The following is a 20704-nucleotide window of genomic DNA, read 5'->3' as shown; positions in this document are numbered from 1 at the left end:
GCCGGTATATGCGCACCGGCCTGATCACATTTTCATTGCAGCTTTAACTTTATCACGATGGCTACGACTCACTTTCAGCTCTGTGTCATTTTGTAAAATCAGGTGATACTCTCCGCTGATATGGCTTACCAGCTTTTTAACAAATCGGATATTTGCAATTGCAGAACGGTGCACCCGAACAAACCACTGCGGGTTCAATTCCTGTTCAAGCTCTTTCATTGTCTTACGCATAATGTGCATTCCATCAATTGCATGGACACACATATAATCACCTGCAGCATCTATCCATTGTATATCCTGTACCGCTACGCGGGTAACTTCTGAGCCATCTTTAATTGCCAATACTTCAGGATAAGGGTTCGTATCAATGGCCTCGCCACTGGCCAGTTTCCGAAGTATGTCCTCAAAGTCATCGCCCGTAAGATCAGCGACCAATGCTGCCAGTTTTCGAGACTGCTCATCCTGGTGTTGGTTAGACAAATATTCCCTGACTTTAGCGACTGCTTCATCCAGCCGTTCATCATCAGCAGGCTTAAGCAAATAGTCCAGTGCATGCACATCAAACGCCTTTATAGCGTAACTGTCATAAGCTGTGACAAATACAATCAGCGGGATGGGCTGATTAAGCTCCTGCAGTTTGTGAATCACCTGAAAGCCGTTTAATCCGGGCATCTGAATATCCAGGAATACCAGATCAGGTCGGTGCTGGGATATGGCGCTTACCGCATCCAGACCATTCTGGCATTCTGTGATGAGCATGACATCCTCGTAGCGCTCCAGCCGGGCACGCAAGCCACGGCGTGCCAACGGTTCGTCGTCAACAATTATCGTTTTTATCACGTTGTCATTCATAGTTTGCATTCTTTTACTTCACTGGGGATGCGTAGTCTGACTCTTACGCCGGTTGGCTGATTATGTTCCACAGAAAACGCAAAGTTTCGGTGGTACAAAGACTGCAACCTTTCCCTGATATTGACCAAACCAACACCCTTTTCTCTGGAAAGCTGGCCATCTTTAATATCCGCACCCGGACCATTATCAGCAACATCTAACAATAAGTCATTGCCAAAATTCTTAGCCGATATAGCAATTTTACCACCCTTCTCCATTTTTGATATGGCATGTTTAATCGCATTTTCAATAAGTGGCTGAAGAATCATGCTTGGGACCAACGCGTTTTCACAGGCAGGTTCGATATCCCATTCTACCTCTAAGCGGTCATCAAAACGGACTTTTTCTATTTCCAGGTAAAGACGTAATGCTTTAATTTCCTGGCTAAGGGGGACCCGTTTTATCGGATCGTTATCCAGGGAGTAGCGCAAAAAGTTACTTAAACGCGACACCATTGCTTCAGCAGTTTTGTTCTCTTTAAGTAAAATTAGCGTTGAAATTGCATTAAGCGTGTTAAACAAAAAGTGGGGATTTAACTGATAACGTAGCATTTTTATATGAGCCTGATGCGCCATAGTACTGGCTTTGAGCGCATTTTGCTTCTCTTTTTGCAGCATTTGAAAATTCTTGATGCCAAAGTAAAGCCCGCTCCAACAAACAATCATTATCATCGAGTTTATGGTGTTGGTGAAATACATGTACCATTCTTCAGGCCGGTAACCGTGCTTATATATCTCCCAATAATTAATATTTTTGACGACTGCCCACAGTAACGCAGTGACATAACAGGCGAGCAACACAACACCGAGCATTTTGAGCGGGGCTAGCTTACGGGCACGGCGGAAGATATAACGAAGAGGAATAGTGACAAGCCACCCGGCATAAGCGTTCAACAGAATAATGAAAACCCAGATCGGGCGAACGTCGTGTAAAAAAGAGCCGATATAGTAAATGAGCGCAAACCCTGCCCACCCCATGGTATGGAATGCCCAGAAAAGTCGCTCGTTGCTCTCAAATGTTTTCTGCCAGCGGCTCACGCAACTACCGGATGATTTGTATGTTAAGTGCAATTATACGCATTAATTTAACAAAATCCGGCCACACTAATCGTAAACCACCGACGGCTTATCGCACATTGTCATCTGCCCCTGCTGATTAGTAACTTATATTCATCCGTTTTAGCCAGTGAACCCACCACCAGGCCGGGCCAACCAGTAAAAAGCGCAGATCTTCCAAAAATGAGGGTTTTTTGCCTTCAACCTTATGCCCCACAAACTGCAGGATCCACATCACAACAAACAACGCCAGACAAAATTGCCACACAGAAAGCCCCGCTGCTTCGAGCACTGCAATGCCGCCAAAGCACGCCAGTGTCAGTAATGTCATCGCAGCGCCTATCGGACCGGACAACAGAAAATAATAATACAGCACAGGAATGGCAATGATATGAGCCCAGGTAACATCAAACTGTGCCAGTAAATCAGGTACCGGTATAGCGTAAAGCAAACCCAGCGTGACAAAGTAAATACTGGGGACTGCAATAGCATGTATAACTACATTGGTTTTGTTCTGGTGACTCTCACCGTAACGGTCCAGCAAAAGCTCTATCTGACGCATCTAAATACCCACCTTTTTACTCATAATGTAATATGTGTCGTTCCAGCAAGAGGGCCACGCTTTCCTGGCCGGATACAAATTGCAGCCCCATATAGACGTAGCTACTCTCACGACTCACATTTTTTACCAATGTTTCTATAGTAAGTGGTTTATCGCCCAGTTGATAGCCTAATGTTAATCTTTTGTTATCAGTAGCTTCAGGGGCGTTTGCCTGCAGAATCGCGATACGACAGCCCGAGGGCGAAATATCGGTAATCACTGCCTCTGTGTGGTCAAAGCCCTCACCAATAGCCGTTACTGCAATACCCGGATAACCTCGCCTGACGGCACGAAGACCCTGAGACTGAAGTGCATCAGGAAATGAAGTGACCAGCAATGAAAAAGGATTATTAAGTAAACGCAATACATTTACTTTGAAAGCTATGATGGTACCGGTATCGCCTTCTATCACATGACGGATAATTAATGAGTTACCCGGCAACAATAAATCTTTTATAGCCGCCCAGCGCGTCGACGAGGGTACGGCAAAAAACATTCCCTGCTCTTCTTCCATACCCAGGTAGCGGGTGCGCACTCGTTTGGGCGCTGTAGGCGTCGTCACCTGCATGTCAACGGCGTCGCCTACAGACATGTTTCTCAATAGTTGCAGGTCGTTTTGTGGTAATGCCATCGCTGTCCTTAAAATAATAACGCTGCATCTTATCTCCAGTTTAATGCATCGAAACACGCGCTGCTACTGACAATCCCGGTATTGTTGGGCATCATAGAGCTAACTTTGCAATAAAAGAACTGACTATGACAGAACTACCTCAACATCCGCACTACACACTGTCTGTTGCATCAAAATCGCAGCACCTGTTCAATGTTGAACTGCGTATTCCGAATTCTGAATCTACCAGCATCACGCTAACGTTACCGGCATGGATACCCGGTAGTTATATGATTAGAGATTTTGCCAGGAACATCGTGTCAATTGAGGCAAAATCTTCGGACGAGCGAATCTTGCCGGTTAGAAAAGTGGATAAACAAACCTGGCAGGTGGAAAACCAGGGGAAGGAACTCACTGTAAAGTATCAAATTTTTGCATTTGATTTGTCTGTACGATCGGCATTTATCAATGACCAGTATGCATTTTGTAATGGTACGTCGGTTTTTCTGCAGGTCCGCGGCATGGAAACCCGTCCTCACAGCCTTGAAATTGCGCCACCGGAAGACGAAAACTGGCTTATTGAAACCACCATGCCAGTAAAGAATAAGCACTATCAGGCTCGCGATTATGCAGAACTTATTGACCACCCAATTTTTATTGGTCAGGCTTTAACCAAAAGCTTTACTGTGGATGATGTTGAGTTTGTGATGCTATTTAGTGGCAACGATCCGCTGGATATCGAACGTATCTGCCAGGATATGATACCGGTTTGCCAGCATCACCTTAATCTTTTTGATAAGCCTTACCCGGTAGAGCGTTATGTCTTTATGACATTATTGAGTAATGATGGATTCGGGGGATTAGAACATCGCAGCTCTACCGCCTTGCTTTTCCCCCGGTTTGAGTTGCCCCTGTCAGGAGAGCCAGCGACAAAAACCGATGGCTACACAACATTTCTGAGCCTGTGTAGCCACGAACTTTTCCACACCTGGCATGTTAAACGCATTAAACCCGCGTCAATGGTATCGCCGGATATGGGTAAAGAAGTTTTTACAGAACAATTGTGGATTTATGAGGGCTTTACCAGCTTTTACGATGATCTGACGCTGGCGCGTACCGGGCTAATATCGCCGGATAAGTATCTTGAGATTGTAGGTCAGAATATAACGCGCCTGTTACAAAGTGGTGGCCGGCATATGCAAAGCGCAGCGCAGTCCAGTTTTGATGCCTGGACGCGATTTTATAAACAGGACGCTAATTCGATAAATCATATTGTCAGCTACTATACAAAAGGTGGCATTATTGCCATGGGGCTGGATTTGCTGATTAGGGAGAAAAGTCAGCAGCGTTATAGTCTGGATGACCTCATGCGGTTACTATGGACACATTATGGTAAAGATGAGTCCGGCACGCCTGACGACGTCATTGAACATCTGTGTAACAACTTCCTCAATATAGATGTTAGTACCTATCTTGACGAGGTCGTCCACGGCACTAACGATGTGCCGCTGGAAAACTGGCTGGATGACATTGGTATTGCTATGGTATACCGGCCTAAACGCGGGATGACCGACAAGGGCGGTGTTAAGGGGCCTGAGCATAGCCAGAATCAGCATTTCGGCGCCAATATTAAAAATGCTTCCCCCGGGGTCACAGTAGCTCAGATCATGGATAATACGCCGGCCAGCGCGGCTGGGTTACAGAATAACGATGTGATAATTGCCGCCGACAATTATGTTGTCGATGACAAGCTATTGGAAAGATTCGTAAACAATAAACAAAAAGGCGCGATAATGCTCACTGTGATCCGGGAAGGCCGTTTGCTTAGCCTGAATCTTGTGCCGCAAAAAGCAGTGAACGATGCCTGTTATTTTGTCATCACTGACCGCAAAAAACTGCATCAGTGGCTGGGTTTACCGGTCTGATATGGCCACCAGAATAAAGGCCGCCCTAGTCTCGGGGCGGCACCAACAGCTGCGGATCTAACCGTTTATCGTTAAGGTTGATTCGCCAGTCCAGATGCGCACCGGTGGAGCGTCCTGTTGACCCGATAGTACCAATTTGCTCACCTTGCTTAACCGTATCTCCCACCTGGACGCCCATTGAATCCAGATGAAGAAAGGTACTAAAAACCCCCATACCGTGGTCCAGCACAACGGTGTTGCCGGAATAGTAAAGGTCATCTGCCAGCGTCACAGTGCCATTTACCGGCGCGACGACTGGCGTACCGGTAGGCGAACCTACATCAAGCCCATAGTGAGGACGACCGGGTTTACCATTCAATATACGCTGGCTGCCGTAGACGCCGGTTACCGGGCCTTCTGCAGGCCAGATGAAACCGGTAAATAAGGCGTCACTGTCAGATTTCCCCGCCCGCGCCTTGTAAACATTGGCAGCATCTTGGCGAATACGCTTTAAAACAGACTCTGGGGGCGTGACCATTTTCTGATCTAAGCCATCTATTCGCTGGGTTACATATTCCCGCGCCTCTAACTTGATCTGGCGGCTGTGGGTAGTGCCGTCGGGCAATGTCCATTTTAGCGAATGTGACAGGTCGGCATCTCGACCAAAACCAAAGACAAACTTGCCCTGACTGTTTGTCTTTAGTGTCTCACCATTGAGCGTTATCTGGCTACCAGCGGGTAACTGGCCACGTATCAGACTACCCTGCGTAAGCTTGCCATTGAACACAAGTTCATTCGCTACCGCGCTATAGCTGGTAATTGCGATACCTAAAGAAACGAGTATCCCTGCTATCTTTTTCATACCTTGCCTTCAACCATTGCACCTTTTCCCACGCCCTCATAGGCCATTACCCGCAGTTCACCCTGGCCGGTCCGTTTCTGTTGCTCGTCAAAGATATACTGAGCAAGGCACTCTACTGTTGAATCGGTTTCTACCACCTCACAGAATTTACGTGGGATAAGCAGCTCAAAGTAGCCCTGAGAGGATTCATATGCACAGCAATAATAATCCAGCGGATTGTCCAATGCCCCGGATGAGCGGCGCATATCGTAATCAATGATATCCTCACGGGTGATAATATAGATATCCTGCCACCGCTGTGACCAGTATTGCTGACTCTCCAGACAGGCCTGACCATCAATGAATATGCCTATCCTGGAGCGGTGTCCATGAGCGATTCGCTGGCAGTTGCCGTCGTGTTTTTTCAGGCCATGGGTATAATGATAGAAAGGCGTCAGTATCTGCTCAGCGCGCAATTTCAACTCAATGTTTGCTACGTTCTCAGGCAGATGGGTGGCAATAACCTCCCGCATGTAACGCCCGACTGAATCCATGGTAACGCTATCCGAATAAACAAATGCATAAGCTTCTGCCGGACAGAAAAGCTGAATGACATCACCGCTATCCAAGGTAAAACGTACTTCTACCTGATCTTCGTCCAAATGCGTAATGGCTGCACCGTTATGTTCCGCGGGCACCAACAGTTTGTGGTCGACATATTCATCGATAAGACGTTTCAGACCTTTTTTTACCTTGCCAAAATCCTGGATCATGCTTTCGTCATTGAGATCGCCATCTAAGATAACATCAACAATCCAGCTTTCTCCTACCATGCCCCGTTGGGGGCATAAATAAGAAAAATCCATCACGGTTAAATCGTTTACAAAAAGTTGCATAAGAGCCTTACAACTAAAAATTTAATAAATTATACGGGAAAATTCGTCTTCGCTCACCCCAAGATATCAGAGCTTAACTTCCAGACTGGCGATTCAGCTGATCTTTGAGATTTGGCGGGATTCCTTTAATGGTCAGTGTGTCTGTTTGTGGATCATACATGACCCGATCGCCTAATAGCTTGCGTTCAAAACTAACACTCACCCCACCACCGGCGCCAGTAAATTTTGCCAGTTGACGTAACGCTGCAGGATCTGGCTGTATGTCTTTTTCCAACGGTGTTTCCAAATTCTGGGTGAAGTGCTCAAATGAACGTTCTTCTTCTGCATCCTGGGGCAAGCGGCCGGAAAGCTCACTGACTGATACTGACTCACCACTATCAATCTTTTCTTTAAAGTAGGCCTTTACTTCATCCCGATGTTGCTCTTGTTCGTGGCGGTCCAGATTCTCACTGGCCAAATAGGCATCCACCGAGGAAATAAGCTGCTTGTTTTGCTGTTTTACATCAACCAGTTCTTCACAACCAATAAAGTCCATGAAGAAGTCTGAGACCTTGCGCCCCATCCGCCCTTTAATAAAACTGATATAGCGCTGCTGTTCGGGCTGGGTGTCAAGCTGGGTCAAATCAATACGTACTGCAAGCTGCATTTTAGCTAAATCCAGATGTTCCCGTTCGTATAACTCAAGCGACTGGTCAACTTCGACGTGTGCACGTGTATTGAGCAGTGCAATCATCAGATACTGGGTTGCCAGGTATTCGTACTGACAAAAAATAAGAAAGCCGGTTTCAACACTACCTACATTAATCAACGACTCAATCAAACGGTCAGTGGCATTTATCGAAAAGTTATGAAAACGTGGTTCGAGGTCATCGACACCCTGCTTTTGCACTCTCATAAAGTCCGCCAGTGACGATGCAAAAGTCGGCTTATCTGTTGCTGGCTCTTCTGGGGATTCCTCAGCGCTTTGCTGAGAAAAATGGCCCACGCCTTTACCAGGTTTGGCATTGAAACTGTGATTAATCTGATGCGCAAGATGCTCTATTTGAGGTGTAACAGACAGGCATTTATCTCGCGGCACTGCCTGAATTTTTTCCTCTTCATTGACGATCAGACGATGAACAACAAAGTGGTGTATAAGTGCACTCATATTAAAAAACGCATCCCGTTGATTAAAAATTGAAAAATTTACGAAGTTCAAAGAAAGGAATTATGAATGAATGATTGTTATCACTCAAACAACGATTATAATCCTCCTATTGATATTATCATTCTTTTAAAAGAATAAATTACACATAAGAGATGTCGCGATGCCCCAGAACAGCCGTTATCAGGACACCGAATTTGAAGCGTTAATGAATCAGGTTATCGAAACGCTCGAAGAAAATCAGGCCGACCGGGATTTATCATTGATGGTGCTGGGAAATGTAATTACGCATATTTTAAAGACCCAGGTAAAACAGCAAGATAGATCGGCAATGGCTGAAAAATTCGCTGACGTGTTAGTTAAGAGTGTCAAATAATAATATTGAGAAATCATGATTTTAGCTGAATCCCCACGCCGCCAGCGGGTGACAAAGTTAGTTAACTGGGGCCACTGGTTCGCCCTGGTTAATATTGCCATTGCTATTGTTATCGCATCAGTTTTTGTCTTTTCGTCTCCGTTGCCCGATACTGCGCTGGGCACTGCATATCTAATTGCTAACTGGCTTGGTCATATTAGCTTTATGACTTTTTCGGGGTTCGTCATACTTGTCTTGCCTCTGTGCTACCTGGTAAACCGGCCCAATGTGATAAAGGCCAGTGCCTCGGGAATCGCCGCAATTGGTCTGGCATTGCTGGCATTTGACGCGCTTCTTTATAACCGTACCGGTTTTCATATCAGCATCAACTCTGCCACGCTGCTAAAAAGTGAAGCACAAACCCAGATGAGTCAGTTTACCGTCCAGGACTGGGGCTTTCTGGCGCTTCTATTCCTGGTGTGGTTAGGCTTTCAGCTTATTCTGGCCAATGCTATCTGGAAACGTATAGCGCGCCTGCAGCAGTATCATATTGGCAGACCGGTTACCGGGTTGTTTGTAATTTGCTTTGTCAGTAGCCATGCCATTCATGTATGGGCCGATGCGCAATTGTATCAGCCCATAATAAAGCAGGATAATATGTTTCCACTGTCATATCCTGCCACGGCGAAAACCACCATGTCCCGGTATGGGTTACTGGATTTAGCTCGGTATGAAGAACGCAAGCAGCTGCAATTTGATCCGAACATACATAAGGTTACCTATCCGGTTAAGCCTGTTTATTGCTCGATCAAAGAAAACATTAATACCCTGTTAATCGTGCAGACCGATTCAGCACCGCTACCAGCGTTTGAACAGTTCAATCTGACAACAATGGATGAATATTATTCTACCGCCTCGACGCTGCAAGGCCTGATTGTCACTACCTTGTTTGGCGTCCCTGAAATTTATCGTGATACGGTGTCTTCCGAAAGTCCGGTTTTGCTGGCGTTGCCAGTGGCTATGCAGACTGCGGTATCTATTCATACTGATGCGACATTACCTGGCACTACGCTTGAAAGTTTCCGGCAACCGATTAGCAATAGCCACGATGGGTTACATGTGGCCTTTTTACCTGCTGATCAAATAGTACAGATGCTGGGGCGGGAGAGTTTCGCTAAGAGCAATATTCTTATTGCCTCTGGCTTTGATCCAGAAGGCGGTATTTCTAAAGGCAAGCTATTGACCAATCTGGACATCCAGCAGGGCCTTGCCAGTACTGAAGATCTTGCGCCAACGGTGTTAAACGCACTGGGATGTACAGCGCCGGTGCCGCACTATTCAACGGGCCAAAATCTGCTGGCACCAACCAGAAACTGGCTGGTGAGCACATCCGGAGAGCGTATCGTGGTTATGCACAATAACCAGCGTATTGAGGTATTAAGTAATGGTAGTTACGAAATTACTGATCTGACAACCCAATCGCGTAGCACAGATAATCTGAATGTTGATTTGCTCAGCCGCGCAATAAAACATCTTACCCGCTTTTCGACGCGGCAATGATATCCGGAATTTTGGCGGCAATGTCCGCCACATTCTGCGTCTGGAAAATACGTGAGGCATTCAGAGTTGGCGCTGGTTGCTTATTAACATAGCACTGGCTTGGAAGACCGGCCGCAACCCCAGCCTGAATATCACGCCAGCTATCGCCGATTAAAATACTCTGGCTTAAATCCGCATTTAGCTGACTGGCAGCCTTAAGCAACATACCAGCACCAGGCTTTCGACACTGGCATTCTTGTTGATAAGGCGGCAAGGCTTTAGTGGGATGATGAGGACAGTAATAAACCGGAATGTGCGGTAAGCCATGCTCTGTAAATCTATCCTGCATCCACCTGCTAAGGGAAAAAAAATCATCTTCCGAATAATAACCACGACCAATACCGGATTGATTTGTGACCACTACCGGTAAAAAACCATGATCTACAAATGTTGCAATAACAGTAAAGATGGCCGGAATAAATGAGACATCGTTGATACTGCCAACGTATCCTTTGTCTTCATTAATGATACCGTCGCGATCAAGAAAAAGCAGTCGGGTTGGTTTGTCGTTTTGATTCATGAATGTTTACACCAAACCCGAATAACAAAATCTGCCGTCACTGTTTTTACAGCATGGTGCAAAGTTGCTAACGTTTGTTCACTCAGTTTCCAGCACAAGGGCGTCATACCAATCAGTCCATTTCTTCGTTTGTCATCTTCGAGACTGACAGAAAAGGTTAGTGGTAGTTCTTCAACTATGTTGAGCAACCCGGACGATGCTGACGGTGGGCTATGTTTTTCAGGGGTTTCGTAGATAACCTTTTTCATTTCTATAAGATGTTCGGGACCAGGATCAACAGTAATAAGCACACCTTTATCAGCCAGCACCCTGGCGAATTCATTGTGGTCACCGGGCGCGAAAACCAGCAGCAACACATCTACAGTCTGCTCCATCACCGGCAGACTGAACGAGCTTGCAACAACAAATTGCCCACGCTTATCAAGCTTTGCAGCCATATCAACAGCAGCTTTTGCAATATCATTGCCTGCGGTAAAAACAGCCCCTTCGTGTATCAGGTTTTTTTGGATAAATCGCAAATAGGCTCCTTCACCGCAGCCTGCCTCATACACGGTGAGTGAATTTTTCTCACTAAAATGCGCCCCTATAATCTGCACGATTTTCTGCATTAAAGGTTTATAACCCAAGGTTTGATGAAAATCACGCCGGGCTGTCAGCATGACTTTATCATCGCCGGGTTCACGGGACCTTTTATTCTGAACGGGCAGTAAATTAATGTATCCGCTTTTTGCCTGGTCAAATGTATGATTATTGTCACAGCGCCATGTAGTAGACGAGGTGTCCAGGGCGTGCTGACAGAGTGGGCATTGCCACATGTAAAACAATCCAAAGTACAAATTCAGGGAAGAGATGCTAGCAGATAACCGATAAAAAGCGAAACCGGGCAGCTGCGCTACCCGGTTATCCAAAACTTCTATTTTTTGGAGGAGTACATGGAGAAAATACTGGAAAAATCCTTATCATCAAAACCGTTACTCTGGTGCAAACGGTACAAACTTTGCGCTAACGAAGCCATAGGCGTTGCTGATCCGCTTTGCGCAGCAGCATTCATGGCCAGGGTTAAATCTTTGTTCATAAGCTTGACCATGAATCCCCCTTTATAATCATTGGATGATGGTACATTTTCCATTACCCCCGGACATGGATTATATTTCTGCAGAGTCCAGTTGGACCCAGAGCTTTGCAGCATAATCTCACTTATAACCTTTGGGTCAAGACCATTATCCACCGCCATCTGTAACGCCTCACTGGTGCCTGCCATTAGTACAGCCAGCAGCATGTTGTTACAAATTTTGGCTACCTGTCCAGCGCCCAACGGGCCTGCGTGAAAGATATTTTTCCCCATGTGCGCAAGTACAGGTCTGGCCAGGGCTACCGCTTCTTCAGTACCGCCCATGATAAAAGTGAGCGTTCCCGCTGCAGCGCCAGCTGTACCGCCGGAGACAGGCGCATCGACAAAGTGGCGACCAGCAGCTTCTACTGCCTTACCCACTTCGGTGGCGCTGGCTGAATCTATAGTACTTGAATCAATAATCAGTGCGTGTGGCTGCGTGTGGTCAATGATACCTTTTTCACCCAGATACAGTGACTTAACATGGTGCGCTGCTGGTAGCATACTAATAATAACGTCAGCCTGAGCAACAGCTTCATGCGCACTGGCTGCGGATTTAGCCCCTTTTTCACAGGCTGCTTCAACAGCAGCAGGCACCAGATCGAAAACCGTTACATCACAACCGGCGCTAAGCAGGTTGGCGGCCATGGGGCCACCCATGTTACCCAGACCGATAAAAGCTATCTTTTGCATTATTTTTCTCCCAGTGTGGCTAAGGGATGTGGTTCGCCTTCCCAGGGATCACTGAAAAAGTAATTGACCACATCTTCCGGTACCGATTCGACATCCTTAAATTTCCATGCCGGCTTATTATCTTTATCAATGAGCAAAGCGCGAACTCCTTCCTGAAATTCGCCATACTCTCCGCAACGACAGGAAATGCCAAGCTCTGCCCTGAAGCATTCAGCCAGCGTCATTGATTGCCCACGACGAATCTGCTCATACACAATATGGGCGGTGATTGGTGAACCACCTGCCAATGTCTTTTGTGCTTTGGCCAGCCACTTATCATCGCTGGCAGATAATGCCTGTATGCCCTGCACGGCGTCTGCCAATGTGGACGCATCGCACACTTTATCGATCTGCGTACGGTGCCTTTCAACCTGGCCGGCTATACGGTCGCTTTCATTGACAGCAAATGATGCAAGAGCTGCACTGATAGCTTTATCAACAGAGGCGCTGTCAGACAACTCTTCGTTTGCCAACACATCCAGAATATTCTGCTTGTCACCGGCTGCGCAGTAGTGATCAGCCAGGCCGACATAAAGTGCGTCAGTGGCATTTATACTTGCCCCTGTAAGTCCAAGAAACAGGCCGGTTTTACCTGGCAGACGGGGCAAAAAGTAAGTTCCGCCAACATCTGGATAAAGGCCGATGCTTATTTCTGGCATCGCCAGCCTGGAGGCATCTGTAACTACCCGATGTGAGGCACCACTCATAAGACCCATGCCGCCCCCCATCACTATGCCGTGGCCCCAGGCAATAACGGGTTTCTGATAAGTGCGGATGGTGAAATCCAGACGATATTCCACTGCAAAAAATGTTTTAACAAAGTGCGGTACGCTGTCAGGGTTTTTCTGCATGGCCTGATACATACTAACGATATCTCCACCGGCACAGAATGCTTTGTCCTGCACTGCATCCATCAACACAAATGCGATGTCATCACGAGTGGCCCACGCCTGCAAAGCGCCCAACATAATTTCAGCCATCTCCAAATCCAGCGCGTTCAGTGCTTTGGGTTTGTTGAGGGTCAGCTGCCCTGCCACTTTGCCCTTAGCCAGTGTAAGTTCACTGACTATAACGGGTAATGTCTGACTATTCTCACTCATTAAAACTCCTTAGGGCTTTACAGTACTTCTCGTTCATCTGCGACTAATCGGCGGCCAATTATTAACCGCATTATTTCGTTGGTACCTTCCAGAATCTGGTGCACGCGCACATCCCGTACGTGCCGCTCAAGGGGGTATTCTTTGATATATCCATAGCCACCGTGTAACTGCAGCGCTTCGTTACACACTGTAAAGCCCACATCGGTGGCAAACCGTTTGGCCATTGCACAATAGGTCGTGCGATCAGCATCATTATTATCCAGTTTCCAGGCAGCAAGGCGCACCATCTGCCGGGCGGCAACAAGCTCTGTCCCCATATCAGCCAATTTAAATTGCAGGGCCTGAAAAGTAGCAATGGGTTTGCCGAATTGTTCGCGTTCCTGCATATATTCACGCGCTGTATTGAGCGCTTGCTGAGCGGTGCCGATAGAACAGGTGGCAATGTTGATACGACCACCATCAAGGCCCCGCATCGCAATTTTGAAACCCTCGCCTTCTTCGCCCAACAACCAGTCAGCATCCAGCCGGACACTATCAAAGGTGATCATTCTGGTAGGCTGTGCATTCCAGCCCATTTTTTCTTCAGCTTTGCCGTAGGAAATGCCATCGGCATCCGCCGGCACGGCAAATGCGGATATACCGGAAGCGCCCTCACCGCCGGTTCTTGCCATAACCACCAGCACATCTGTGCTACCGGCACCGGAAATAAATACTTTGGAACCATTTAGTAAATAACCGTCGCCTTCCTTACGGGCTGTGGTTTTTAACGATGCGGCATCCGAACCTGCACCAGGCTCTGTCAGACAGTAAGACGCCAGCTTTTGGCCGGTAACCAGCGTTTCACACCACTGCTGTTTAACCGCCGTCCCTCCCCATGTGGCAATCATCCAGGTCGCCATATTGTGTATCGTTAACATGGCGGTGGTGGTGGTACATCCCATCGCCAACTGCTCAAAGATTATCGATGAGTCTAACCGGCTTAAACCAAGACCGCCTGCGTCTTCAGGCGTATAGAGCCCGCAAAATCCTAATTCTCCGGCTTGCTGAATAGCGTCGACCGGAAAATGATGGTCCCTATCCCATTGCGCGGCATTGGGTGCCAGAACCTCACGAGCAAATTGCCGTGCGGTATCTGCAAAAGCTTGTTGATCATCGGTGAGTTCAAAATTCATAACTGCTATTTACCCCAACGAAATTGTCATATTCGGGCCACCCGGAATATCATTTTCAAGCCAGCGGGAAGTGATGGTTTTTGTTTCAGTATAAAAACGAATTGCTTGTTTACCGTAAGCGTGCAAATCGCCATAGAATGAGTTTTTCCAACCGGTAAACGAGAAGAATGGAAGCGGTACGGGAATCGGAATATTAATGCCTACCTGACCTACCGTCACTTCGTGCTGATATTTACGAGCTGCAGCGCCGCTGGCTGTAAAAATCGATGTACCATTACCATAGGGGTTATTGTTTACCAGCTTAAGCGCGTCATCCAGAGAATCGGCATTCATAATAGAGAGTACTGGCCCAAAGATTTCTTCTTTGTAAATATCCATCTCGTCAGTAACATCGCTAAATACCGTGGGGCCAATCCAGTTACCATTCTCGTACCCTTTAACGGTGAAATCCGAGCCATCTACCAGGCAGGTCGCGCCTTGTTTTTTTCCTGACTCGATAAGTTTTAACACACGCTGTTTCGCCTGCGGGCTTATAACCGGTCCGAATGCAGAATCTTTATCATCCCACGGCCCGGGCTTCACCGCTGCGATACGGTCTGCAAGCTCAGGAATCCACTCCTGTGCCTCACCAACAAAGACAGCAGCAGAAATAGCCATACAGCGCTGACCGGCCGCGCCTACTGAGGCACCAACCAGATTATTCAGTACATGTTCTTTATTGGCATCAGGCATGATTACCGTATGGTTCTTGGCGCCGGCAAAACATTGCGCGCGCTTCATATGTGAAGTAGCAGTACGATAAATATACTGACCCACCGGTACTGAGCCCACAAAAGAAACTGCTTTAATTTCTGGGTGGGTCAGCAGTGGTTCAACCTGCTCCTTACCGCCGTGAATTACGTTTAGTACGCCGTCAGGGGCACCGGCTTCTTTAAATAGTTCAGCCAGACGCATTGGCGTTAACGGATCCTGTTCGGAAGGTTTAAGTATAAACGTGTTACCGCAAGCGATGGATAACGGGAACATCCATAATGGAATCATGGCCGGGAAATTAAAGGGGGTGATGCCCAGACAAACACCCAGCGGCTGTGTGAAGCTGTACGTATCGATACCACGCGCGACATTTTCGGCGGTTTCGCCCATCATTAACGATGGCACATTCATCGCCTGTTCAACGACTTCTATACCACGCCAAACATCGCCCATGGCATCATCGAATGTCTTTCCGGTTTCCAGCGCTAGGGTTTCTGCTATTTCTTTCTGGTGTTCTTTGAGTAGCGCCTGATAACGCATCATTAACCGCGCACGCTCCGTAACCGGTACGTCCTTCCAGGTTTCAAAAGCAGTCTTTGCAGAAGCGATGGCCTGTTCGATTTCACTCTCAGTGGCGCAAGGAGCATGCGCAATCACTTCGTTATTTGCAGGATTGGTTACATCAATGTGTGAAGTCGCTTCTGAGCTTTTAAACTCACCATTGATAAATAAAGGTACATGTTTCATCGCTGATTCCTTTGATAAACGGACGTTAGGGACACCTTAACGCTGGCTCCCCTTGACGTAAACGTTAACCATAAACGTAAGGTTGTATTTTTGTAAACATAATGTGACATGAAAAATGATAGATTGCGATGGATGAATCAACACATCAGACGAGATAAAATTACACTGTCTTGATGACGGATAAAAAACCAGCTGTTATGCTTCAATTCTCTGCGTTGAACAAAGCTTAATTGTATTTTTATCAGGCGCGATTTATCTTTGTAGTTGTTAAAGAAGATTAAAATGACATACCGTCTTGCTATTCTCGAAGATAACGCGACAGCCAGAGCTAATTTGCGTAGTCACCTTCTTCGTATTGACCAGTTTGAAGTCAGCAGTTTTAGTCAGGGTAATGAGTTACTGTCAGCACTGCGGATCCAGCACTTTGAAATTATTATCTTCGACTATGTTCTGGGACAAGGTAAAACTGGCGTTGAGTGGCTTAGCAAGTTACGTCAGGCTCAATTTATTAAACCCAGCACGGGTATCATTTTCATTACGTCCGACAGGCAACCTCAGACAATTGGGCAGATCATCGATGCTCAGCCTGATCTGCTGCTGATCAAACCCTATAATATGCAGACGCTTTCCCGGGGAATAAATCATTATATAGAGTATCGCCAACTTGCAGGAAACGCCCTGAATGCGCTGGATAATAATGAACCGCTGCGAGCACTTAAGTTGCTGGAGGCCTCATCACGGCAAGCTATACCAGCCCGGCTGAGAAATGACGTTGCCAAACTCAGGGCGCAGCTGTTGTTTGAGGCAGGCCAGATAAAACAGGCGCGCGCCTTATATGAGTCAATCTTAGCAGACAGTAATCGCGTTTTATGGGCTCAGTGGGGGAAAATAAAATGTTTATATATCGAGGGAAACTGGACGCATTGTCAGGATGATCTCAGCGCGCTTGAAGAGTCAGCATTGGCCCGGGACAAAGCCTTTGAGTGGCTGGCCAGTCTGAGCTTTGAAAAACAGGCGTACTCTCAGGCAGAGTACTATCTTGACCATATAAAGATATCGGCATTAAGCGTACCGGCCACCAGACTGAAATCGCTGACCTACCAACGTCAGGATCGCGTTATAGAAGGTATTGAGTTACTGGAGAAGAAAAGAGAGGCTAATCGTACTGCGCGAGAGACATTCAGTGACTTTACCATAGAGCTGGCTGAATTTTATCTGGCTATTGCAGAACACCAGACAGCAGCAAACCGAACAGAAAGTCTGAGCCAGGCAAGACGGCTTACGGGCATTGCCAGCCGGTACAGTAACGATGCGCAAAGTGCACAAAAGCAAACTGTGCTTACTGCATATTGTGCCATTTTAGATGAGGATATTAATCGGGCGCGTGCATTAATGCAGGAGCAGGAGGTCAGCTATTTTTCGCGAGCTGACGTTAGTGCATTGATTATCGCTGCAAAAGTGTATTTTGCCCTGCAGCAGCCGCAAAAAGCGCGGGAATTACTGGCGGTGGTGCATTCACGAACGCGAAATAATCTTAGCCTCGCACAACGAACACTGCATCAGGATAGCCTGCTGGTTGCCCAGCAACAGCTGGGTATAGCAGCAGAACAGGCGTTTGAGCTAAACGATAAAGGGACCGATGCCTTTTTACAAAAAGACTACCTCAAGGCTGCGTACTATTTTTATCAGGCCTACCGGTTGTTACCAGAGACTGCTGCTTTTGGCTTAAATTTATTACATTGTATGACTGAGGCTGACCTGTCGACTTACAGAACCGTTAGTCTCGCGCCATTGCTGGCATTATTGGAAAAGGCTTCCTTATCTGCTGCTAACCAGGCCCGCTTGAGCAAGCTGCGCAATGCTATTGAGAAGCGCAGTGCTCAGTCCTGACCGCTCCGGTTGCAGTAAGCACCATCAAACCGCCGGGTTCTTACCGTCGCATCAAAAGATATCGGCCAGGTTATTATTTTTGAAGCCGGGTAAGTAAACTGGATGTATCCCATCGATTCCCCCCTGACTTCTGAACATCGGCGTAATACTGATCAACCAGCGCAGTCAGCGCCAGCGTTGAGCCATTTTTTCGGGCTTCCTGCAGGGCAATATTGAGATCTTTGCGCATCCAGTCCACCGCAAAGCCAAACTCGTATTTACCTTCAATCATCGTTGCAGCCCGATTATCCATTTGCCAGGATTGCGCCGCACCTTTGCTTATAACATCAATAACCTGGCCACAGTCTAATCCAGCCTGTTCACCGAAATGCAACGCTTCAGCCAAACCCTGTACAATACCAGCGATACATATCTGGTTCATCATTTTTGCCAGTTGTCCGCTACCATTTTCGCCAATCAACTGCACGTGTCGTGCGTATACGTCCAATACCGGCAAAGCGCTGTCATACACGCTTTCCTGCCCACCTACCATGATTGTAAGCTGGGCGTTTTGTGCACCAGCCTGTCCACCGGATATGGGAGCATCTAAAAAGCCAATTTCCCGTGCTGCGCATTTTCTTGCCAGTAACCGTGCGATATCTGCTGAAGCAGTAGTATGATCAACTAAAATACTGCCGGCATGCATCGTGTTGATTGCCTTATCCGCTACCTCTTCAACATCTTTATCATTGCCCACACACATAATAACAAGATCAGCATCGCTGGCGGCTTCTTCAATCGTCGATGCCTGCTTGCCGGCAAACCGCGCGCACCAGTCTGCTGCCTTTGAGGTGGTGCGATTGAACACGGTTACCGGATACCCGGCGTCAGCTAAATGCCCCGCCATGGGAAAACCCATTACGCCTAAACCTAAAAAACTGACCTTTTTCATTGCTATACTCTGTGGTGATTATATGTAAGAACGTATGCTGCCATAAAAGTTGCTGGCGCATAAGCATCATTCATCATAGACGAGGTCTTTTTCCAGGGAGCTAAATGAAATGAGTCAGATTGTCGGTGTATTCAGCTGTCAGCAATATGATAAAGAAACCTTTCAGGCTGTAACCTCCAAATCCATTCAACTTCGTTTCTTTGAAGCTGCACTGAATGAACAGTCTGTGTCATTGTGCGATGAGCTAGATGCGGTTTGCGTGTTCGTCAATGATGATCTTAATGCCTCGGTGATCAGTGCGCTGGCCGACAAAGGGGTTAACCATATCGCGATGCGCTGTGCCGGTTACAATAACGTTGATACACAGGCAGCTAAATCTCACAATATTGCAGTAAGCCGTGTACCTGCCTACTCTCCCCATTCTGTCGCCGAACATGCCCTTACCCTGATGCTAACGTTGAATCGGCGTACGCACAGAGCTTACAATCGTGTTCGGGAAGGTAATTTTTCGTTGAACGGCCTTATGGGATTCACTTTGCATGGCAAGACTGTGGGTGTGGTAGGCACAGGCCATATTGGTAAAGCAATCACCCGGATTTTAGCCGGATTTGGCTGTAACGTGCAGTGCTACGACCCCTACCCTGATGAAGAGATCAAAGCGATAGCCCGATATGTGCCTTTGCCTCAGTTAGTCAGCAACAGTGATATTATTACGCTGCATTGCCCGCTAACCGACGAAACCCGGCATATGATAGATGCGCACACCATCAAGCAAATGAAAGACGGCGTGATGCTGATTAATACTTCGCGTGGCGCACTTATCGATACCGCAGCAATGATTCAGGGACTTAAATCAAGAAAAATAGGTTACCTCGGTATTGATGTCTACGAACAGGAATCATCGCTGTTCTTTGCTGATCGTTCTATGGAGATTATTGATGATGATGTGTTTGAGCGCTTGCTGACCTTTCCTAATGTGTTGATCACCGGTCATCAGGGCTTTTTTACCCGTGAAGCAATGCACGAAATTGCAACGACCACACTTAAGAACTTAAGTGATGTGGCCAATGATACACTGCCTGAGGCTAATAGGGTCGTCTAGCACTTTTCTAACATAAGATGAAAATATTTACCCAACCAGCAAAAGGGCTCAACATCGCAGTACTGGCGCTCCAGTGTTAACAGCTGAGCAAAGACTTCTTCAGTGTCAGGTTTATTGTGCATGTAATCGTGAAAGCAGCGGATTCCGGTTTTCGATAAAATTCGAAAACCATGCCGCTCAGTAAATTCAATAACTTCAGCCGGACGCAGAGAATTGGTGGGATTCAGCCGTACTTGTTTTTTCACTTTCATACCACGTGCTATGTAGTCAAAATTGCCGTACACCGCATTGGTAAATAATGCGGCATCCCGATTAAAAAAGCTGAGACTAAGTCTCCCGCCAGAGGGTATTTTTTCGGCCAATATTGAAAGTGCTTCGAACGGATCCGCCAGCCACTCAAGGACAGCATGACAAACCACCAGGTCATAATGATGGAGTGTGCTCAGCTCTTGCAGCCGACTGTGCTTAATATCGATACCGGATGTATCACTGAGAAACTCCCTGGCTAGAGCAAGAATTTCAGTTGATGCATCCGTTAATGTGACATTATGCCCCTGGTCTGCCAGCGCTTTTGTCATTATCCCGGTCCCACCACCAATTTCGATGACAGACTGAGGCGGGCCTGACAAATAAGGCGCTAATGCATCCAGTAACAACAAATGCCTGAGCTTACCCTTCGTGGTGCCGTAGATATTACGAACAAATTTATCCGCAATGCCATCAAAATATTGGTCAGTGGCTTTCATTGTC

20 protein-coding genes are annotated in these 20704 nt (G+C 47.0%); 5 read left to right on the top strand and 15 right to left on the bottom strand.

Annotated features, from left to right (window positions below):
• Positions 1-24 precede the first annotated feature (24 nt).
• From F458_RS0102020 to F458_RS0102005, 4 genes are all read right to left on the bottom strand, one after another.
• Entirely contained in the window at positions 25-852 is an 828-nt protein-coding gene (locus F458_RS0102020) for a LytR/AlgR family response regulator transcription factor (RefSeq protein WP_018981705.1), read from the bottom strand.
• Positions 849-1928, bottom strand: coding sequence for a sensor histidine kinase (locus tag F458_RS0102015; RefSeq protein ID WP_018981704.1), 1080 nt, complete (start codon positions 1926-1928; stop codon positions 849-851). The genes F458_RS0102020 and F458_RS0102015 overlap by 4 nt, the downstream gene beginning before the upstream one ends.
• Positions 1929-2046: 118 nt before the next feature.
• On the bottom strand, positions 2047-2508 hold the full coding sequence (locus tag F458_RS0102010; RefSeq protein WP_018981703.1) for an Mpo1 family 2-hydroxy fatty acid dioxygenase: 462 nt from the start codon (positions 2506-2508) through the stop codon (positions 2047-2049).
• Positions 2509-2524: 16 nt separating this feature from the next.
• Positions 2525-3178: a flagellar brake domain-containing protein gene (locus F458_RS0102005; RefSeq protein WP_018981702.1), complete on the bottom strand. Its 654-nt coding sequence runs from the start codon at positions 3176-3178 to the stop codon at positions 2525-2527.
• Positions 3179-3303: 125 nt separating this feature from the next.
• Between F458_RS0102005 and F458_RS0102000 the strand changes: the two genes are divergently transcribed.
• Positions 3304-5082 (top strand): M61 family metallopeptidase, encoded by a 1779-nt coding sequence (locus F458_RS0102000; protein WP_018981701.1) that lies wholly within the window; start codon positions 3304-3306, stop codon positions 5080-5082.
• Positions 5083-5107: 25 nt separating this feature from the next.
• Here F458_RS0102000 and F458_RS0101995 read toward each other — a convergent pair whose 3' ends face one another.
• The 3 genes from F458_RS0101995 to yejK form a co-directional block, all read right to left on the bottom strand.
• Entirely contained in the window at positions 5108-5923 is an 816-nt protein-coding gene (locus tag F458_RS0101995) for a M23 family metallopeptidase (RefSeq protein ID WP_018981700.1), read from the bottom strand.
• Positions 5920-6798, bottom strand: coding sequence for a 6-carboxytetrahydropterin synthase (locus F458_RS0101990; RefSeq protein WP_018981699.1), 879 nt, complete (start codon positions 6796-6798; stop codon positions 5920-5922). Before F458_RS0101990 ends, F458_RS0101995 begins: the two co-directional genes overlap by 4 nt.
• A gap of 73 nt (positions 6799-6871) precedes the next feature.
• Complete coding sequence (gene yejK, locus F458_RS0101985; protein WP_018981698.1) at positions 6872-7945, bottom strand: nucleoid-associated protein YejK; 1074 nt, start codon at positions 7943-7945, stop codon at positions 6872-6874.
• A gap of 160 nt (positions 7946-8105) precedes the next feature.
• On the opposite strand from yejK, the gene F458_RS0101980 reads away from it, so the two are divergent.
• Both F458_RS0101980 and F458_RS0101975 read left to right on the top strand, forming a co-directional pair.
• Positions 8106-8318: a YejL family protein gene (locus F458_RS0101980; RefSeq protein ID WP_018981697.1), complete on the top strand. Its 213-nt coding sequence runs from the start codon at positions 8106-8108 to the stop codon at positions 8316-8318.
• A gap of 15 nt (positions 8319-8333) precedes the next feature.
• Entirely contained in the window at positions 8334-9857 is a 1524-nt protein-coding gene (locus tag F458_RS0101975) for a DUF3413 domain-containing protein (protein ID WP_018981696.1), read from the top strand.
• Here F458_RS0101975 and F458_RS0101970 read toward each other — a convergent pair.
• The 6 genes from F458_RS0101970 to F458_RS0101945 form a co-directional block, all read right to left on the bottom strand.
• Positions 9832-10416, bottom strand: coding sequence for a D-glycero-alpha-D-manno-heptose-1,7-bisphosphate 7-phosphatase (locus F458_RS0101970; RefSeq protein WP_018981695.1), 585 nt, complete (start codon positions 10414-10416; stop codon positions 9832-9834). The two genes, F458_RS0101975 and F458_RS0101970, sit on opposite strands and share 26 nt — an antisense overlap.
• A complete protein-coding gene (locus F458_RS0101965; protein WP_018981694.1) occupies positions 10413-11231 on the bottom strand; it encodes a putative RNA methyltransferase in 819 nt (272 codons plus the stop codon). The genes F458_RS0101970 and F458_RS0101965 overlap by 4 nt, the downstream gene beginning before the upstream one ends.
• A 98-nt stretch (positions 11232-11329) precedes the next feature.
• Complete coding sequence (mmsB, locus tag F458_RS0101960) at positions 11330-12220, bottom strand: 3-hydroxyisobutyrate dehydrogenase (protein ID WP_018981693.1); 891 nt, start codon at positions 12218-12220, stop codon at positions 11330-11332.
• Positions 12220-13359 (bottom strand): enoyl-CoA hydratase/isomerase family protein, encoded by a 1140-nt coding sequence (locus tag F458_RS0101955; RefSeq protein WP_018981692.1) that lies wholly within the window; start codon positions 13357-13359, stop codon positions 12220-12222. The genes mmsB and F458_RS0101955 overlap by 1 nt, the downstream gene beginning before the upstream one ends.
• A 17-nt stretch (positions 13360-13376) precedes the next feature.
• Positions 13377-14531 carry an acyl-CoA dehydrogenase family protein gene (locus F458_RS0101950; RefSeq protein WP_018981691.1) on the bottom strand — a complete coding sequence of 385 codons (1155 nt, stop codon included), beginning with the start codon at positions 14529-14531 and terminating at the stop codon, positions 13377-13379.
• Between the two features lie 9 nt (positions 14532-14540).
• A complete protein-coding gene (locus F458_RS0101945) occupies positions 14541-16031 on the bottom strand; it encodes a CoA-acylating methylmalonate-semialdehyde dehydrogenase (protein ID WP_018981690.1) in 1491 nt (496 codons plus the stop codon).
• A 282-nt stretch (positions 16032-16313) separates the two neighbouring features.
• Here F458_RS0101945 and F458_RS0101940 point away from each other — a divergent pair, with 282 nt between their 5' ends.
• On the top strand, positions 16314-17921 hold the full coding sequence (locus tag F458_RS0101940) for a response regulator (RefSeq protein ID WP_018981689.1): 1608 nt from the start codon (positions 16314-16316) through the stop codon (positions 17919-17921).
• 73 nt (positions 17922-17994) lie between these two features.
• Here F458_RS0101940 and F458_RS0101935 read toward each other — a convergent pair whose 3' ends face one another.
• On the bottom strand, positions 17995-18852 hold the full coding sequence (locus tag F458_RS0101935; protein WP_018981688.1) for an NAD(P)-dependent oxidoreductase: 858 nt from the start codon (positions 18850-18852) through the stop codon (positions 17995-17997).
• A 109-nt stretch (positions 18853-18961) separates the two neighbouring features.
• Here F458_RS0101935 and F458_RS0101930 point away from each other — a divergent pair, with 109 nt between their 5' ends.
• A complete protein-coding gene (locus F458_RS0101930; protein WP_018981687.1) occupies positions 18962-19954 on the top strand; it encodes a 2-hydroxyacid dehydrogenase in 993 nt (330 codons plus the stop codon).
• On the opposite strand, the gene F458_RS0101925 is transcribed toward F458_RS0101930, so the two are convergent.
• Entirely contained in the window at positions 19951-20700 is a 750-nt protein-coding gene (locus F458_RS0101925) for a methyltransferase domain-containing protein (RefSeq protein ID WP_018981686.1), read from the bottom strand. The two genes, F458_RS0101930 and F458_RS0101925, sit on opposite strands and share 4 nt — an antisense overlap.
• Positions 20701-20704: the final 4 nt, after the last annotated feature.

This window comes from Salinimonas chungwhensis DSM 16280 (assembly GCF_000378185.1).
Classification (GTDB): Bacteria; Pseudomonadota; Gammaproteobacteria; order Enterobacterales; family Alteromonadaceae; genus Alteromonas; species Alteromonas chungwhensis.
Note: the sequence above shows the minus strand (reverse complement) of the source record. Positions and strands in the feature narration are given on the sequence as shown.

Bases quoted from the DNA above. Each gene is read 5' to 3' on its own strand.
- F458_RS0102020 (WP_018981705.1), bottom strand. From the start codon at position 852: ATGAATGACAACGTGATAAAAACGATAATTGTTGACGACGAACCGTTG.
- F458_RS0102010 (WP_018981703.1), bottom strand. From the start codon at position 2,508: ATGCGTCAGATAGAGCTTTTGCTGGACCGTTACGGTGAGAGTCACCAG.
- F458_RS0102005 (WP_018981702.1), bottom strand. From the start codon at position 3,178: ATGGCATTACCACAAAACGACCTGCAACTATTGAGAAACATGTCTGTA.
- F458_RS0102000 (WP_018981701.1), top strand. From the start codon at position 3,304: ATGACAGAACTACCTCAACATCCGCACTACACACTGTCTGTTGCATCA.
- F458_RS0101995 (WP_018981700.1), bottom strand. From the start codon at position 5,923: ATGAAAAAGATAGCAGGGATACTCGTTTCTTTAGGTATCGCAATTACC.
- F458_RS0101990 (WP_018981699.1), bottom strand. From the start codon at position 6,798: ATGCAACTTTTTGTAAACGATTTAACCGTGATGGATTTTTCTTATTTA.
- yejK (WP_018981698.1), bottom strand. From the start codon at position 7,945: ATGAGTGCACTTATACACCACTTTGTTGTTCATCGTCTGATCGTCAAT.
- F458_RS0101980 (WP_018981697.1), top strand. From the start codon at position 8,106: ATGCCCCAGAACAGCCGTTATCAGGACACCGAATTTGAAGCGTTAATG.
- F458_RS0101975 (WP_018981696.1), top strand. From the start codon at position 8,334: ATGATTTTAGCTGAATCCCCACGCCGCCAGCGGGTGACAAAGTTAGTT.
- F458_RS0101970 (WP_018981695.1), bottom strand. From the start codon at position 10,416: ATGAATCAAAACGACAAACCAACCCGACTGCTTTTTCTTGATCGCGAC.
- F458_RS0101965 (WP_018981694.1), bottom strand. From the start codon at position 11,231: ATGTGGCAATGCCCACTCTGTCAGCACGCCCTGGACACCTCGTCTACT.
- mmsB (WP_018981693.1), bottom strand. From the start codon at position 12,220: ATGCAAAAGATAGCTTTTATCGGTCTGGGTAACATGGGTGGCCCCATG.
- F458_RS0101955 (WP_018981692.1), bottom strand. From the start codon at position 13,359: ATGAGTGAGAATAGTCAGACATTACCCGTTATAGTCAGTGAACTTACA.
- F458_RS0101950 (WP_018981691.1), bottom strand. From the start codon at position 14,531: ATGAATTTTGAACTCACCGATGATCAACAAGCTTTTGCAGATACCGCA.
- F458_RS0101945 (WP_018981690.1), bottom strand. From the start codon at position 16,031: ATGAAACATGTACCTTTATTTATCAATGGTGAGTTTAAAAGCTCAGAA.
- F458_RS0101940 (WP_018981689.1), top strand. From the start codon at position 16,314: ATGACATACCGTCTTGCTATTCTCGAAGATAACGCGACAGCCAGAGCT.
- F458_RS0101935 (WP_018981688.1), bottom strand. From the start codon at position 18,852: ATGAAAAAGGTCAGTTTTTTAGGTTTAGGCGTAATGGGTTTTCCCATG.
- F458_RS0101930 (WP_018981687.1), top strand. From the start codon at position 18,962: ATGAGTCAGATTGTCGGTGTATTCAGCTGTCAGCAATATGATAAAGAA.
- F458_RS0101925 (WP_018981686.1), bottom strand. From the start codon at position 20,700: ATGAAAGCCACTGACCAATATTTTGATGGCATTGCGGATAAATTTGTT.